General features: G+C 51.6%; 15 protein-coding genes. 11 read left to right on the top strand and 4 right to left on the bottom strand.

From position 1 onward, the window contains the following. Nucleotides 1-50: 50 nt before the first annotated feature. The 5 genes from FDX24_RS12640 (at nt 51) to pmrB (ending at nt 5,818) form a co-directional block, all read left to right on the top strand. Complete coding sequence (locus FDX24_RS12640) at nt 51-812, top strand: AraC family transcriptional regulator (protein WP_048213867.1); 762 nt, start codon at nt 51-53, stop codon at nt 810-812. 127 nt (nt 813-939) lie between these two features. Continuing rightward, nucleotides 940-2,277, top strand: coding sequence for an arginine/agmatine antiporter (gene adiC, locus FDX24_RS12635; RefSeq protein WP_048213868.1), 1,338 nt, complete (start codon nt 940-942; stop codon nt 2,275-2,277). A 147-nt stretch (nt 2,278-2,424) separates the two neighbouring features. Continuing rightward, nucleotides 2,425-4,062 (top strand): phosphoethanolamine transferase EptA, encoded by a 1,638-nt coding sequence (gene eptA, locus FDX24_RS12630; RefSeq protein WP_115601122.1) that lies wholly within the window; start codon nt 2,425-2,427, stop codon nt 4,060-4,062. A 4-nt stretch (nt 4,063-4,066) separates the two neighbouring features. Further along, complete coding sequence (gene pmrA, locus FDX24_RS12625) at nt 4,067-4,735, top strand: two-component system response regulator PmrA (RefSeq protein ID WP_048213870.1); 669 nt, start codon at nt 4,067-4,069, stop codon at nt 4,733-4,735. Between the two features lie 9 nt (nt 4,736-4,744). Continuing rightward, entirely contained in the window at nt 4,745-5,818 is a 1,074-nt protein-coding gene (pmrB, locus tag FDX24_RS12620; RefSeq protein ID WP_086523823.1) for a two-component system sensor histidine kinase PmrB, read from the top strand. Here the strand turns inward: pmrB and pmrR are convergent. Further along, entirely contained in the window at nt 5,812-5,901 is a 90-nt protein-coding gene (pmrR, locus tag FDX24_RS12615; RefSeq protein WP_003826741.1) for an LpxT activity modulator PmrR, read from the bottom strand. The two genes, pmrB and pmrR, sit on opposite strands and share 7 nt — an antisense overlap. Before the next feature lie 156 nt (nt 5,902-6,057). Beyond that, nucleotides 6,058-7,560 carry a glycine betaine/L-proline transporter ProP gene (gene proP, locus FDX24_RS12610; RefSeq protein WP_048213872.1) on the bottom strand — a complete coding sequence of 501 codons (1,503 nt, stop codon included), beginning with the start codon at nt 7,558-7,560 and terminating at the stop codon, nt 6,058-6,060. A gap of 701 nt (nt 7,561-8,261) precedes the next feature. On the opposite strand from proP, the gene kdgT reads away from it, so the two are divergent. Beyond that, nucleotides 8,262-9,260, top strand: coding sequence for a 2-keto-3-deoxygluconate transporter (gene kdgT / locus FDX24_RS12605; RefSeq protein WP_048213873.1), 999 nt, complete (start codon nt 8,262-8,264; stop codon nt 9,258-9,260). A gap of 28 nt (nt 9,261-9,288) precedes the next feature. On the opposite strand, the gene FDX24_RS12600 is transcribed toward kdgT, so the two are convergent. Both FDX24_RS12600 and crfC read right to left on the bottom strand, forming a co-directional pair. After that, the gene (locus FDX24_RS12600) at nt 9,289-10,182 is read right to left on the bottom strand and encodes a diguanylate cyclase regulator RdcB family protein (protein WP_048213874.1); all 894 of its coding nucleotides are present in this window, start codon (nt 10,180-10,182) and stop codon (nt 9,289-9,291) included. After that, complete coding sequence (gene crfC, locus FDX24_RS12595; protein WP_137364396.1) at nt 10,179-12,536, bottom strand: clamp-binding protein CrfC; 2,358 nt, start codon at nt 12,534-12,536, stop codon at nt 10,179-10,181. Before crfC ends, FDX24_RS12600 begins: the two co-directional genes overlap by 4 nt. Nucleotides 12,537-13,078: 542 nt before the next feature. Between crfC and FDX24_RS12590 the strand changes: the two genes are divergently transcribed. From FDX24_RS12590 to phnE, 5 genes are all read left to right on the top strand, one after another. Further along, on the top strand, nt 13,079-13,414 hold the full coding sequence (locus FDX24_RS12590; RefSeq protein WP_003031835.1) for a zinc ribbon domain-containing protein YjdM: 336 nt from the start codon (nt 13,079-13,081) through the stop codon (nt 13,412-13,414). Nucleotides 13,415-13,554: 140 nt separating this feature from the next. Then, complete coding sequence (gene yjdN / locus FDX24_RS12585; protein WP_137364395.1) at nt 13,555-14,004, top strand: VOC family metalloprotein YjdN; 450 nt, start codon at nt 13,555-13,557, stop codon at nt 14,002-14,004. A gap of 132 nt (nt 14,005-14,136) precedes the next feature. Beyond that, a complete protein-coding gene (phnC, locus tag FDX24_RS12580) occupies nt 14,137-14,925 on the top strand; it encodes a phosphonate ABC transporter ATP-binding protein (protein WP_115644026.1) in 789 nt (262 codons plus the stop codon). 155 nt (nt 14,926-15,080) lie between these two features. Continuing rightward, nucleotides 15,081-16,097: a phosphonate ABC transporter substrate-binding protein gene (gene phnD, locus FDX24_RS12575; protein WP_048213878.1), complete on the top strand. Its 1,017-nt coding sequence runs from the start codon at nt 15,081-15,083 to the stop codon at nt 16,095-16,097. Between the two features lie 104 nt (nt 16,098-16,201). Then, nucleotides 16,202-16,981 (top strand): phosphonate ABC transporter, permease protein PhnE, encoded by a 780-nt coding sequence (phnE, locus tag FDX24_RS12570; RefSeq protein WP_016155398.1) that lies wholly within the window; start codon nt 16,202-16,204, stop codon nt 16,979-16,981. Nucleotides 16,982-16,984: the final 3 nt, after the last annotated feature.

Below are 16,984 nucleotides of genomic sequence, written 5' to 3'. Positions count from 1 at the left end.
AGCAGGTGCTGAGTTACGGTATTTGATGTTCATATTCCGGGAGTTTGGGTATGAGGCTTTGCAGCAAAGAAGCTTGTGTTGTTGTATTAACGGAGAAAGATGTTTGGTTAAGGATTAACGGTAAAGAAGCCATCAGTTTAAAAGCTAACCACATGGCTCTGGTGGCGTGTGATAATAATATTATCGATTTTTCTTCACTTAATAACGCACTGGTCGTACATATCAGTCGCGATGTCATTAAAGACTATCTACGATTTTTAAATAAAGATCTTTCACAGTTCCCTCTCTGGCAACGTAGCGCCAATCCGGTGATGACCGCCGTATGCCTGACGCCGGATGTCTTTCGGGTTGCCGCTCAACACAGCGTGATGGAAACGCAAAACGAAGGCGAAAATGAGCGTACCCGTTCGCTACTGTTCACCGTATTATCGCGTTTTCTCGACAGCAAAAAGTTTATCTCCCTACTTATGCATATGTTACGCAATCGCATCAGCGACAGCGTTTACCACATCATTGAGAGCGATATTCATAAAGACTGGAATTTAAGCATGGTCGCCAGTTGCTTATGCCTGAGTCCCAGTTTGTTAAAGAAAAAGCTAAAAAATGAAAATACAAGTTACAGTCAAATAATAACCACGTGTCGTATGCGTTATGCCGTCAATCAATTAATGATGGACGGGAAAAACATTTCACAGGTATCTCAGCTGTGCGGATATAACAGTACTTCATACTTTATCTCCGTCTTCAAAGAGTTCTATGGAATGACGCCACTGCATTATGTCAGTCAACATCGGGAACCCTCCGCTGCCTGATTTTTGATCATTTAGCGATGAGCCATAATAATATCAGCATTGGCGATACCCCTGTTCCGCCATCATAAAATAGTCTTCTGAAGAGGTATGATGTGACGTCATTTATCCTTATCAGGAGTTAAAAAATATGTCGACGGATGCTGATGCTCACAAAGTGGGCTTAATCCCCGTCACCCTTATGGTGTCGGGGAATATTATGGGTTCCGGTGTATTCCTGCTACCCGCAAACCTGGCGTCAACTGGCGGGATTGCAATCTACGGATGGTTGGTCACTATTATCGGTGCGCTGGCACTGTCGATGGTGTACGCCAAAATGTCGTCCTTAGACTCCAGTCCCGGTGGTTCTTACGCTTATGCGCGCCGCTGTTTCGGTCCTTTTTTAGGCTACCAGACCAACGTGCTGTACTGGCTGGCCTGCTGGATTGGTAACATCGCCATGGTCGTTATTGGCGTCGGTTACCTGAGCTACTTCTTCCCTATCTTAAAAGATCCGTTGGTTCTGACGCTCACCTGTGTCGTTGTACTGTGGGTTTTCGTCTTGCTGAATATTGTCGGTCCAAAAATGATCACTCGCGTGCAGGCCGTTGCGACAGTACTGGCGCTGGTGCCCATTGTCGGTATTGCCGTCTTCGGCTGGTTCTGGTTCCGCGGTGAAACCTATATGGCGGCCTGGAACGTCAGCGGCATGAATACCTTCGGCGCCATCCAAAGCACCTTAAACGTAACCTTATGGTCGTTCATTGGGGTTGAAAGCGCCTCCGTTGCCGCCGGTGTGGTTAAAAACCCGAAACGTAACGTCCCTATCGCCACCATTGGCGGGGTACTGATTGCCGCCGTCTGCTACGTTCTCTCAACTACGGCGATTATGGGTATGATCCCTAACGCTGCACTGCGGGTGTCAGCCTCACCGTTTGGTGATGCTGCACGCATGGCACTGGGTGATACCGCTGGGGCCATTGTCTCCTTCTGTGCAGCGGCTGGGTGCCTTGGCTCACTGGGTGGTTGGACACTGTTGGCCGGCCAGACCGCAAAAGCGGCAGCCGATGACGGCCTGTTCCCACCGATTTTCGCTCGCGTCAACAAGGCGGGAACACCGGTTGCCGGGCTAATCATCGTCGGGATCCTGATGACCCTCTTCCAGTTCAGCAGCATGTCGCCAAACGCAGCAAAAGAATTTGGTCTGGTCTCTTCGGTCTCCGTTATCTTCACCCTGGTGCCATATCTGTACACCTGCGCGGCATTGCTGCTGCTGGGCCACGGTCACTTTGGTAAAGCGCGTCCGATGTACTTACTGGTGACCTTTGTGGCATTTGTCTACTGCATCTGGGCGGTGGTGGGTTCTGGCGCCAAAGAAGTGATGTGGTCGTTCGTGATGTTGATGGTAATCACCGCACTGTATGCGCTCAATTACAACCGGATCCATAAAAACCCGTATCCTCTGGATGCCCCGACCAACAATAATTAATGCCTGTAAGCGTCGTTGCCCGATGACATAAGCGCATCGGGCCTACGCATCACACACCCCACCAGTACCTGCTAACATTAAGAACTTAATGTTGGCTTAATTTTACTTTGAGAGGATCCGCTCCACTTAGTCGATGGAACCCCCTTAATGTTAAAGCTCCTGTTTAAAAGACCGACTCTCGGGCAAATCAGCTGGCTATTGCTGATCTCATTTTATCTTGCGACCTTCCTGAACATCGCGTTCTACAAACAGGTACTGCAAGACCTTCCGCTGGATTCCCTGCGCAATATCCTGGTGTTCTTATCGATGCCGGTTGTCGCGTTCAGCGTCATGAATATCGTGCTCACGCTGGCCTCTTTCCTGTGGCTTAACCGCCTGGTCGCGTGCATTTTCATTTTGGTCGGAGCATCCGCCCAGTATTTCATCATGACCTACGGCATCATCATCGACCGCTCGATGATCGCCAACATGATGGATACCACACCGGCTGAAACCTTCGCCCTCATGACGCCGCAAATGCTCCTGACGCTGGGGCTGAGCGGCATTCTGGCCGCCATCGTTGCCTGCTGGATAAGAATCAAACCCATTACGCCAGTGCTGCGCAGCGTGTTGTATCGCGCTGCGAATATCCTGATATCGGCACTGCTTATCGTGCTGGTCGCCGCCTTCTTCTATAAAGATTACGCATCGCTGTTTCGTAATAACAAAGAGCTGGTTAAGTCCCTCAGCCCGTCCAACAGCATCGTGGCAACGTCATCCTGGTATTCACACCAGAGACTGGCCAACCTGCCGCTGGTGCGTATTGGCGAAGATGCACACCGTAATCCAGAAATGGTGAAAGGAAAACGTAAGAACCTCACTATTGTGGTGCTCGGTGAAACGTCACGCGGCGACAACTTTTCTCTGTCAGGTTATTCACGTCAGACCAATCCGTTGCTGGAAAAAGATGATGTCGTTTATTTCCCGCATACAACGTCCTGCGGTACGGCGACAGCCGTTTCCGTTCCCTGCATGTTCTCCGACATGCCACGAGCGCATTACGATGAAGAGCTGGCTCACCACCAGGAAGGCGTACTCGATATCATCCAACGGGCGGGAATTAACGTTCTGTGGAATGATAACGACGGCGGTTGTAAAGGTGCCTGTGACCGCGTACCGCATCAGGATATGACTGCGCTGAACTTACCAGGACAGTGTATTAACGGTGAATGCTACGATGAAGTCCTGTTCCACGGGCTGGAAGAGTACATTAATAACCTGAAGGGCGACGGCGTGATCGTGCTGCACACCATCGGCAGCCATGGTCCAACCTATTACAACCGTTATCCGCCACAGTTTAAGAAATTTACCCCAACCTGCGATACCAACGAAATTCAAACCTGTTCGCAGCAGCAACTGGTGAATACCTACGACAATACCATCCTGTACATTGACTATATTGTTGATAAAGCGATCAATATACTGAAAGCGCATCAGGACAATTTCACCACCAGCCTGGTTTATCTTTCCGATCACGGTGAATCCTTAGGAGAAAACGGCGTCTACTTGCACGGTCTGCCGTATTCGATTGCACCTGACACACAAAAACATGTACCGATGCTGTTGTGGCTCTCAGAAGATTATCAGCAACGCTATCAGGTCTCTCAGACATGTTTACAAAAACGGGCCAGCTCAGAAGATTTCTCACAGGATAATCTGTTCTCAACCCTGCTGGGATTAACGGGCGTGCAAACACAGAAATACCAAGCGGCAGATGATATTCTGCAACCCTGCCGGGGAGGCTAACCGAATGAAAATTCTGATTGTTGAAGACGATACGCTGTTACTACAGGGGCTGATACTTGCCGCACAAACGGAAGGCTACGCCTGCGATGGCGTATCCACGGCCCGTGCCGCCGAGCATTGCCTGGAAACGGGGCATTACAGCCTTGTCGTTCTGGATTTAGGTTTACCGGATGAGGATGGCCTGCATTTTCTGACCCGCATCAGGCAGAAAAAATACACCGTGCCGGTACTCATCCTGACCGCCCGCGACACCGTGAAAGACCGCATCACCGGACTGGATGTCGGCGCTGATGACTATCTGGTCAAACCGTTCGCGCTGGAAGAACTGCATGCCCGCATTCGGGCGCTGTTACGTCGGCATAACAATCAGGGTGAAAGTGAGATTATCATTGGCAACCTGACATTGAATATCGGCCGCCGCCAGGTGTGGATGGATGGACAAGAAATTGTCTTAACGCCAAAAGAGTACGCGCTATTGTCGCGGCTGATGCTCAAAGCGGGAAGCCCGGTACACCGGGAGATTCTGTATAACGACATCTACAGCTGGGACAACGAGCCGTCGACCAATACGCTGGAAGTCCACATCCACAACCTGCGCGATAAAGTGGGAAAATCACGCATTCGCACGGTTCGAGGTTTTGGCTACATGCTGGCCGCTACTGAGGAAAGCTAAGTGAATTTGATGCGTTTTCTAAAACAACCGCTCCCGCTTCGCCAGCGTTTAATGCTGACGATCGGCCTGATTCTGCTGGTCTTCCAGCTGATTAGCACCTTCTGGTTGTGGCACGAAAGCACCGAGCAAATACAGCTGTTCGAACAGGCGTTACGCGAAAACCGTAACAACGATCGCCATATCATGCATGAGATCCGCGAGGCTATCGCCAGCCTGATCGTCCCCGGCATTTTTATGGTCAGCCTGACGCTCATTATTTGCTATCAGGCGGTACGGCGCATTACCCGTCCTCTTGCCGATCTCCAACAGGAGTTAGAAACTCGCACAGCGGATAATCTGGCTCCCATTAATATCCGTAGCTCCACCATTGAGATACAGGCGGTGGTGACGGCGCTCAATCAGTTGGTTACGCGGCTAACAACCACTATCGACAACGAGCGTCTGTTTACTGCCGACGTTGCCCATGAGCTACGAACGCCACTATCCGGCGTTCGTCTGCATCTGGAATTGCTGTCAAAAACCCACAATGTTGACGTTACGCCGCTCATCACCCGTCTCGACCAAATGATGGACAGCGTGTCGCAGCTGTTGCAACTCGCCCGTGTGGGTCAGTCGTTTTCGGCCGGAAGCTACCAGCACGTCAAACTACTGGAGGACGTGATTCTGCCCTCTTACGATGAACTCAGCACGATGCTGGACCAGCGCCAGCAAACGTTGCTCCTACCGGCGAGCGCAGAGGATGTCATCGTACGCGGCGACGCCACGCTATTGCGGATGCTGCTGAGAAATCTGGTGGAGAACGCCCATCGCTACAGCCCGGAAGGCACCCATATTACGATTAGCCTGAATACAGAGCATGATGCCGTCATGGCCGTCGAAGATGAAGGGCCAGGCATTGATGAAAGTAAATGTGGGGAACTGAGCAAAGCGTTTGTGCGTATGGATAGCCGTTTTGGCGGGATTGGGCTGGGGCTGAGCATTGTCAGTCGAATTACCCAGTTACATCACGGGCAGTTCTTTTTGCAAAACCGCCCAGGAGCCAGTGGCACTCGCGCCTGGGTGGTGCTGGAGAAAGATCAGTAAGAGCTCACCCACACGTACAAAAAACTGCTCACAATCAGTACGCTGCAAACGGTGGTCAAACTTTCATAAATACGGGTTTTCATGACACTCTCCTCCGATACTATGGAGGAGAGTTTGCCTGAAGGATATTAAGCCAACCTTAAGGCCACGCGCCGGATGGCGGCTGACGCCTTATCCGGCCTACAAAGTACAATGCTACCCGTAGGCCTAAAAGCTCGCGCCATCAGGCAATGACACGATTACTCATCAATACGCGGATGCTGCTGCACCAGGCGCGAACGCTTAAGCTGCAGCTCTGCAATTTCCTGATCGATGTCTTCGATTTTCTGCTCAATATTGTCGTAGTGCTCGCCGAGGATCTCTTTCGCTTCCTGAATATCCGAAGCGGCAGGTGTCGCCCCTTTCAGCGGCTGATTGGCGGTTTCTTTCATGGTCACGCCGGTAATTAAACCTATCACCGCAATCACCATCAGATAATAAGCTGGCATCATCAGGTTCTGCGAGCTTTCCACCAGCCAGGCGGCCAGCGTCGGGGTCAGACCAGCTACCAGGACCGAGATATTAAACGCGGCGGCCAGCGCACTGTAGCGAATATGTGTCGGGAACATCGCCGGTAACGTTGATGCCATCACCCCGGTGAAGCAGTTAAGGATCACCGCCAGCATCAGCAACCCGGCGAAAATCAGGCCGATAACGTTACTGTTAATCAGGATAAATGCCGGAATGGCCAGCACAAACAGCGCAATACTGCCCATAATCACAAACGGACGGCGTCCGAAGCGGTCACTCAGCAGCCCCATAATCGGCTGCACAAACAGCATACCAATCATAATGGCGATAATAATCAGCACACCGTGATCTTCAGAGTAGTGCAGGTTATGCGACAGGTAGCTCGGCATATAGGTGAGCAGCATGTAGTAGGTGACGTTGGTCGCAATCACCAGACCGATGCACGCCAGCAGGCTACGCCAGTGTTTAGTCGCAATTTCTTTAAACGAAATCTTCGGTCCTTCCTGCAGACCCTGACGATCGCCCTGCTCCAGCTTGTCGACATGCTGCTGAAATGCAGGTGTTTCTTCCAGAGCATGACGCAGATACAGGCCAATCAGCCCTAACGGTAGCGCCAGGAAGAACGGAATACGCCAACCCCACTCAAGGAAGTTGTCTTCGCCGACGACAGTTGAGATCAGGACCACCACGCCCGCTCCCAGCACAAACCCGGCAATCGAGCCGAAGTCCAGCCAACTGCCCATAAATCCACGCTTACGGTCCGGGGAATACTCTGCGACAAAAATCGACGCGCCGGTATACTCGCCGCCGACCGAAAAGCCCTGTGCCATCTTACACAGCAACAGCAGGATCGGTGCCCAGATACCAATAGACGCATACGAAGGGATCAACCCAATACAGAAGGTACTGATCGACATAATCACAATCGTGATAGCCAGAATCTTTTGGCGACCGTATTTATCGCCAAGCATACCGAAGAACAATCCGCCAAGCGGTCGAATCAGAAAGGGAACGGAGAAGGTAGCGAGTGCAGCAACCATCTGCACGCTGGGGTCAGCCCCCGGGAAGAACACTTTACCTAATGCGTAAGCAACAAACCCATAAACACCAAAATCAAACCACTCCATTGCATTACCGAGTGACGCGGCGGTAATGGCTTTTCGCAGTTTTCCGTCATCAATAATGGTGACGTCGCGAAGCGTAATTGGCTTTATTTTTTTCCTTTTTAGCATACCAGTCCTCATAGACTTAGCCCTGTCGCGCTACAGTTCGAGTCTCCCAACGCCGTATGCGCTAAGGTCATCGCCGAGCGGGGATTGCACAGGCGCAATCCCTGTAACAAGCGTAGCAGGTTTACTTACACTGACTGAAAATGAGCAGTACAACCGAACCTGTTGACGCCTGATTGGGCGGTTAATGACCTCTTTACCCTAACAGTGTTTAAATGTGTGATCAACTTCACACATAGTTTTTCATTTCGTCAACCTGCGTAAATAAGGTCATTCTGAGTCAGCTTTTTTACATGGCACGCTTGCGATTTACTGACAATTAAATACAAGAATAAATCACCTGGCTCCATCAACAATCACAGCAGTCACTATTATTCTGCTAGCAAAAAAACCACCTAATCCCTTCACAAAAAGATCACAGGTTTTTTAATAATCGGAACCTGTAGTGATCTTTGCTCGGAATATGTGATGAAGATAACTAAAACATCGTTTTATTTTGATTGAATCAATGTTCCTGTGAATGCAAACTAATTCCAGACGCAATATCCCTGGGAGCAGAAACATGCTCAACGTATGCCGCGTTAGATTTTATAAAACAAAGAGATAGCCGTTTTCTCTGTTAAAAACCACAAGTAACATTTTGAATTTAAATGATTTTTACTTTCTTGCGCGTTTATAACCTGCGACAAGACATGAGGACGTTTATGAAAATTAAAGCCACGATTGAACGCATCCCCGGCGGAATGATGTTGATTCCTCTGTTATTAGGCGCAGTGTTAAATACGTTAGCTCCCGATACGGGCGCGTATTTCGGTTCATTTACCAAAGGTATGATCAGCGGGACAGTTCCGATTCTGGCAGTATGGTTTTTTTGTATCGGTGCATCAATTGATTTACGAGCAACCGGTACGGTATTACGCAAGTCAGGTACATTGGTATTAACCAAAATAGCCGTAGCCTGGGCAGTGGCAATGATTGCCGCTTCATTTATTCCTGATACAGGCATTCAAACCGGGTTCTTTGCAGGTCTTTCCGTACTGGCAATTGTCTCAGCAATGGACATGACCAACGGGGGTTTGTACGCCAGCCTGATGAACCAGTACGGTACGAAAGAAGAGTCTGGCGCATTTGTGTTAATGTCTCTGGAATCCGGTCCGTTAATGACCATGGTCATTCTGGGCTCTGCCGGTCTGGCCTCTTTCGAGCCGCACCATTTCATCGGCGCGGTCCTGCCGTTCCTGATCGGCTTTACACTGGGCAACCTGGATCACGACCTGCGTGCCTTCTTTAGCAAAGCGACACCGGTACTGATTCCGTTCTTCGGCTTCGCACTGGGTAACACCATTAACCTGAGCGTCATCGTTGATACCGGTCTGCTGGGTATCCTGCTGGGTGTGGCCGTCATCGTTATCACCGGTATCCCGCTGATTATTGCTGACCGCGTCATTGGTGGCGGGAACGGTACGGCGGGCGTAGCAGCCTCTTCTGCAGCTGGTGCCGCGGTGGCTAACCCAGTCATCATCGCCCAGATTAACCCGGCATTTGAACCGGTTGCCGCTTCGGCAACTGCTCTGGTCGCTGCCAGCGTGATTGTCACCGCCATTCTGGTGCCGATTATCACCGCGTTGTATGCCAAACGTTTTAATAAAAATCAGGTCGCCAACGAGACAGTGGCGACCCCGGCAGACTCACTGCACCACTAAGCCTGCCTTTGCCTCACGCCCCCCCAGCTCAACTGATAAGCTGGGGGGGTGCGAAAATCTCCTCAACCATCGCATCAACCAGTCGTTTTGCCGAACACAGTCTCGGCATCCCTAACGCCACATTCTGCCAACGCTGCGTCACCGACCAGCTCACCGGATGGCGCTGTGCATCGCACCAGTCACCCAGCCAACTCAGCAGATCGTTATGTTCGCTCGAACCCCCAACTGCAGGTGAGTTCAGCCATTGATGATAATAATGGCGCGTAGTTGGTGCCGCATTCACGCTATGCGCCAGCGTCTGGGCAGCCATCGTGCGTAAATTGTCTTTTAGCATCGACACTACATCGGCATTCGCCAGCCGACAGGCGTCACCAAAGGCGCCCCAGCGCAGTTCCTCCAGCGCAACAAAGCAGCGTCCGGGTAATGACCAGCCGTCATACGCGCCAGCCCGCCAGCGAGTAAAAATCTGTTCACTGTGTTCGCCTGCCTGCACGGTCAGCCCACGTTGCGTCAACGCTTTCTCTTTATATGCGCTACGTTGGGCAAACCCGTCAGCCAGTGAAATTAATTGCTGCATCACGCCGGGAGTTGATTGTCCGCGTGGCTGTTCAGTTTGTTGTAAGAAGACCAGTCGCTCGGCAATACGTACCAGCGCCAGGTGACCAGGATCGATAGTGCCCGCCAGTTTTTCCACCAGCTTAAGGCGCATCACCAGGTGTTCGCTGGATACCCCCGCCATCACCCACGCCCGCAGCTGCGTCTGGGATAACACTTCCTGCGTCAGGCGCGCACGCAACCGCTGCTGCTGCTGCAGAAAACCGCCGGAACGTTTGGTTTCATCTCCCTGAACCAGATCGACCATAAACTTCGGGTAGACGCACTCCAGCGTCCGCCCTGGGCCTTCCAGTAACACGTTAGTCATGTATGCTCGGTTGCAAAAAGGGTGTGGATATCGTCACGCAGCAAGCGGGAATCTTCATAAATCCATGCCGCCGTCGTAATACGATGCTGCAATTGTTCATTCATTGCATTCACCGCCGATTCATTTTGCTGGCGCAGGGTCAGACTCTCGCGCAGGCTCGCCTGCAATTGCGTCAGACACAGTGAAAAATCAGCAAAAAACGTGGCCATGCCTGCCGTAACGGAAATATCGACCTGAGCAACTAAAGCTTTACGAATTTGTTGGCAAAACTGAGTGACATAATGGACAAGATTCTTGTGCAACGCGCCCATATCAATGAGGTAACGCGTTTTTGTTTCGACATAATCATTCCATCCCCAGTTGGGCTGATTCAACCAACGTGAGAACGTGTCACGCACAACACCACCGGTGGACGGGGTATTATCAGCAGGGATATCCTGTTCAATAGCCTCGTTAAACAACTGGCGGGTATTGAAATTAAACATCGCCGCATGAAAGGCTGGAAAACGGATCCGCGCACGAAAACCGGCGTGGTTTAGTTCCTCTTTCACCCGCTGCTCAATAGGCCGCATAGCGTCATTCAGCGCCCGGGATAACGTCGATTCAAGCGCCTCAAAACGCAGCGCCAGGTCCCGGCTGATACTCTCCTGCGCCGCCAGCAGGACAACCTCACAGGAGGAGCGAATTTTATCTAACACAATTTTCGCTTGCCCCTCGTCATGCAACACCAGCATATCACCGGCCATTTCCGCCGTTGCAATGGCAGCTCCCATGCCATGTTGTGACATCATCAGCACGTTTTCTTTAACAAAGAACGTATTGATGCCGCACAGAATCTCGGTCTGTTGCTCACTGAGATAGGCCGCAGCAGCCTCCAGCGCCAGCTCAACCTCGTGACTGACCTCGTCGCCCACCCGCGCCTGGCTTCTCTGCAACTGTTGCATATCATCTTCAATATGCGCGATGTTCATCTGCAACTGCTCATAGGCTACGGTTAAGCCGTGGGCGCGAAACTCCAGGTATTCGTGTGCGCTTTGCGAATAGTTCAACAACTTGTGTGATGCCGAGCGAAGCGCATACAGCGAAGCATTGGCGTGAGCGGCGTGAATGACTTTCTGGATCGGCTGCTCAAACAACGAATCCTCCCACAGCAGATCTGCGGCATGGCGAATATGTTCTTTATCCTCAAGATCGGTGGTACGCCAGCGCCTGCCGAGTGCCGCTTCGGCAAAGTCCTGGACCCAGCGCTGCTCCTGATGATCCGGCAAGCGCCCATTATTCATGAGTTCATGACGTGCCCTGTTGGCCAGATATCCCCACATTGAGGAGACCGGATAAATACGTTCAGGCGTAATACCACCTTTCATCAACGTGCCGGAAATTAACGCCCGCACCTGCTCTTCATCATCACTGTTGCGGTCTTTCTGATCGAATTTGTTAACCAGCGCATACAGCGGTACTGACTTTCCAACCGCCATAATGGCCTGACGGACTTCCTCATCCGAAATCGACTTCAGTTGGGTATAATCCATCACCGCCAGTACCGCTGAAGCCCGCGCCAGCTGTTCATTGAGCATTTGTTGTAAGTGTGGCTGCCCGGCTTCATTCGGCCCGGGCGTATCCAGCAGCGTCAATTGTCCCGGATAACTTGCCAGCCCGGCCAGATGCACGAACTCAACCTCAATAACCGGAATATGCTCAATTGCAGCATAGGCGACAAACGGAAACTCCACCTCCAGCGCTTTAGACAAACGCACCAGATCGTTCAGGCTCTTGAGAAAATGGAAAATAGGCTGTGCGCCAAGGTAATAGCGTTCAAATGCCACGCCGTTTTCAATATGCTGGAGCAGGGCATTCATATCCTTATCTATTTCCAGCGTCTGAGCCAGACGCTGACGATCGCATTCCCGCACGCGCTGCTGTAATACTTTCATTAAGGCGTCAATTGGCGCGACATGCGAAAAATGCAGCACCGGCTCTTTCTGTCCCGGTGTATGGCGGATAAGGGTCGGTAACGCCGTCATCGGGCGATTACGATTAGGTAAAACCTCAGTTCCGACAATCGCGTTAATCGTCGTCGACTTTCCCGCCTTCATCGTACCGACGATCGCCAGAACCATTTCCAGACGGGTAATCTTTCGCAGTTCATTGTTGAGCGTTGCCTGCTGGACATCCATGCCACGCGCGCTGAAATGCAGGGGCTGAACAACCTGTCCACTATGCTCTCCTTTTTTCAGCATGACATCATTCGCCGAGGTCATTGGCAATTTCTGCAATTGCCTGAGATGTTCAAGAGAGAGCATCAGTAAGCGTTCAGCTTCCTGACTTAATTCATAAATTGTCTGTGTGTACATGGAAAATCTTTCCTTAACGCAAATAGCATTACTTTTATTTAGCCAAATCGTTTTATTTATAGATTTTCGGCTTTTATAATTACGTGTGGAAATAATTAAAATTAAAACAACCAGCTGATATTATTAAAATAAAATTTATCGTATGACTGCTGGCCTGATGCCTCTCACTTACTATATTAAGTAAGAAAGATAAACAGAGTAGTTCAGTTTTAAAAAATGCCAGCTTAATTCCCCTACCAAATTTAAGGGGGTCACAAAGTATTCACTCACAATGACTTAGCTAGTCTGTAAGCCATGCTACCTATGAATATCGGGTGTTTCGCCTCACCTTATCTTAAATAGCTAAACGTAGCAATTTCCCTTAAAAAATATTCCTTCTGGTTTTCATAGACGTGAAAGCAACCTGACGCCACAACAGATAGTTGGGCATAATTGGCCTGTAGCCCCGACAAAAGCAGGGATTTTATGTATAATTGCGGCCTTTTTCGGCAATCTGCCAATTTTGGGCGCTTTTGCCCCTGCTGACTTTTGAGGAAATCCACATGTCATTACCACACTGCCCACAATGCAACTCCGAATACACTTACGAAGATAACGGCATGTTCATCTGCCCGGAATGCGCTCACGAATGGAACGACGCTGAACCCGCTCAGGACAGCGACGAACTGATCGTTAAAGATGCTAATGGCAACCTGCTCGCCGATGGCGACAGCGTTACCGTAGTAAAAGATCTGAAGGTAAAAGGTAGCTCTTCCATGCTGAAGATCGGTACCAAAGTGAAGAATATCCGCCTGGTTGAAGGCGACCACAACATCGATTGCAAAATCGATGGCTTTGGCCCAATGAAGCTGAAATCTGAGTTTGTGAAAAAGAACTGATGCAAATTGCCTGACGGCGCTACGCTCATCAGGTCTACACCAGCTCATCTGCCAGGCGGGAAGCCCATACTTCCCGCCTGGTTTATTTATACAGACGATAACTACACTTAACTGGCTTCTCTTACTCTGAGGTAAAGATTATGCCGTTAAGTCCCTATATCTCCTTTGTAGGCAACTGCGCTGACGCTATCGCCTTCTACCAAAAAACGTTAGGCGCTGAGCTGCTCTACAAAATCAACTTCGGTGAAATGCCCAAATCGGCGCAGGACAGTGAAGAAGGTTGCCCTTCTGGCATGAAATTCCCCGATACCGCTATTGCCCACGCCAACCTGCGCGTTGCGGGCAGCGATATCATGATGAGCGATAGCGCCCCCGACGGAAACGCGCACTACTCTGGCTTTACGCTGGTGCTCGACACACAAAACGTCGACGAAGGTAAACGCTGGTTTGATAACCTGGCAGTAAACGGAAAAATCGAAATGGACTGGCAGGAAACCTTCTGGGCCCACGGTTTCGGTAAAGTGAGCGACCAGTATGGCGTGCCGTGGATGATCAACGTCGTCAAACAACAGCAACCCCCTACAGAGTAATCCAACGGGAGGCCAGCCCTCCCGTACTGTCATCAAATATCGCTCAACTCTTCATCGCCAAGTAACCTTCCTTTAACGAAAACGTCACATTGATCCGCCACGATGGGGCCACTTTTTTAGGGAGGCCGCATCATGCAAACGGTTATTCGCGTCGAGAAACTCTCCAAATCCTTCAATCAACATCAGGCGCTTAATGCGGTTGATCTGAATATCTGTGCCGGTGAGATGGTGGCTCTGCTTGGGCCGTCCGGCTCCGGCAAATCCACCCTTTTACGTCATTTAAGCGGTTTGATCGTCGGTGATAAATCACCTGGTAGCCACATCGAACTGCTGGGTCGCACCGTTCAACATGAAGGCCGCCTGGCGCGCGATATCCGCAAAAGCCGCGCCCACACCGGCTACATCTTCCAGCAGTTCAATCTGGTGAACCGCCTGACGGTGCTGGAGAACGTCCTGATTGGCGCGCTCGGTAGCACGCCGTTCTGGCGTACCTGTTTTAGCTGGTTTAGCCAGGAACAAAAACAGCGTGCATTACAGGCGCTGACCCGCGTGGGCATGGCGCATTTTGCATACCAGCGTGTTTCCACGCTTTCGGGCGGACAACAGCAGCGTGTCGCAATCGCCCGCGCGCTGATGCAGCAGGCCAAAGTGATCCTTGCCGATGAGCCGATTGCCTCACTGGACCCGGAATCCGCACGCATCGTGATGGACACCCTACGCGACATAAACCAGACCGACGGCATCACCGTGGTCGTCACGCTACATCAGGTGGATTACGCCCTGCGCTACTGCGAACGCATTGTCGCGCTGCGCCAGGGCAACGTCTTCTTTGATGGCAGCAGCCAGCATTTTGACAACGACCGTTTTGACCATCTCTACCGCAGCATGAACCGCGTCGAACAGAACGCGCAGGCTGCATAGTTCTAAAAAACCAGGCGTTATTGGCGCAGCCAGGCTGGAGACGGCCAGCGCGGAAAAACCGGAGCGTACACGCAGTACGTGAGGATTTTGAGCACTGCCCGGATTCAGGCTGGCAAGTGAAATAGCCTGGAACAATGACTAATTAAGGAAACGACATGAGCTATAAGACAGTTGCCGCGCTGGCTTTCACCAGCATGTTTAGCGTCAGTACCTTGTTAAGTCCGGCCCATGCCGAGGAGCAAGAAAAAGCGCTGAACTTTGGCATTATTTCGACCGAATCACAGCAAAACCTGAAGCCACAGTGGGAACCGTTCCTGAAGGACATGGAAAAATCGCTGGGCGTGAAAGTAAACGCCTTCTTCGCTCCGGACTACGCCGGGATCATCCAGGGCATGCGCTTTAACAAAGTGGATATCGCCTGGTACGGCAACCTCTCAGCAATGGAAGCGGTGGATCGCGCTAACGGACAAGTGTTTGCCCAGACCGTAGCCGCCGACGGATCCCCGGGTTACTGGAGCGTGTTGATCGTTAACAAAGACAGCCCGATCAACAACCTGAACGATCTGATCGCCAAACGTAAGGATCTGACCTTCGGCAACGGCGATCCCAACTCTACGTCAGGTTTCCTCGTCCCCGGTTATTACGTCTTCGCCAAAAACAACATCTCCGCCAGCGACTTCAAACGCACCGTTAACGCCGGGCACGAAACTAACGCCCTGGCCGTCGCCAACAAACAGGTGGATGTGGCTACCAACAACACCGAAAACCTCGACAAGCTGAAAACGTCCGCACCGGACAAGCTGAAAGAGTTGAAGGTTATCTGGAAGTCACCGCTGATCCCAGGCGATCCGATCGTCTGGCGTAAGAACCTCTCTGAAGCCACCAAGGACAAGGTGTACGACTTCTTCATGAACTACGGCAAAACGCCGGAGCAGAAAACCGTCCTGGAACGCCTGGGTTGGGCGCCGTTCCGTGCCTCCAGCGATCTGCAACTGGTGCCGATTCGCCAACTGGCGCTGTTTAAAGAGATGCAGGGCGTAAAGGACAACAAAGGGCTGAACGAGGAAGAGAAAACCAGCAAAACCTCGGCGCTGAAAGCACAGCTTGATGATCTCGACCGCCTGACCGCCGCCCTGGGCGCCATGACCAGCGTCACCAAAGCGGTGCAATAACCCTGATGCCCGGTGGCGCTTCGCTTACCGGGCCTACGATGTTTTGTAGGCCGGATAAGGCGCCTGCGCCGCCATCCGGCAATAACCGATGCACGGAGCCAAACATGCAAACCATCACCGTTGCCCCGCCCAAGCGTAGCTGGTTCTCGCTGCTGAGCTGGGCCATTCTTCTCGCCGTGCTGGTGGTCTCGTGGAAAGGCGCCGAAATGGCCCCGCTCACGCTGATCCAGGATTCCGGCAATATGGCAACCTTCGCTGCCGACTTCTTTCCACCTGACTTCAGTCAGTGGCAGGACTATCTCGGTGAAATGGCCGTCACGCTGCAAATCGCCGTCTGGGGTACCGCCCTCGCCGTGGTGTTGTCGATTCCCTTCGGTCTGATGTGCGCCGATAACCTGGTGCCGTGGTGGATTTACCAGCCGATGCGCCGTCTGATGGATGCCTGTCGCGCCATCAACGAAATGGTCTTCGCGATGCTGTTCGTAGTCGCCGTCGGGTTAGGGCCATTCGCCGGGGTGATGGCGCTGTTTATCCACACTACCGGGGTACTCTCCAAGCTGCTTTCCGAAGCGGTAGAAGCCATTGAGCCGGGTCCGGTAGAAGGTATTCGCGCCACCGGAGCCAACAAAATTGAAGAGATTCTGTACGGCGTTCTGCCACAGGTCATGCCGCTGCTTATCTCCTACTCGCTGTATCGCTTTGAATCCAATGTTCGCTCGGCCACGGTAGTCGGCATGGTGGGAGCCGGTGGTATCGGCGTGACCTTATGGGAGGCGATTCGCGGCTTTCAGTTCCAGCAAACCTGCGCCCTGATGGTGTTAATCATCGTCACCGTCAGCCTGCTGGATTTCCTTTCCCAGCGTTTGCGTAAGCACTTTATCTGATTA

This window comes from Citrobacter sp. wls716, from assembly GCF_005280975.1.
Classification (GTDB): domain Bacteria; phylum Pseudomonadota; class Gammaproteobacteria; order Enterobacterales; family Enterobacteriaceae; genus Citrobacter; species Citrobacter youngae.
The sequence above is the reverse complement of the archived record's forward strand: the minus strand, read 5'-3'. Positions and strand labels throughout refer to the sequence as shown.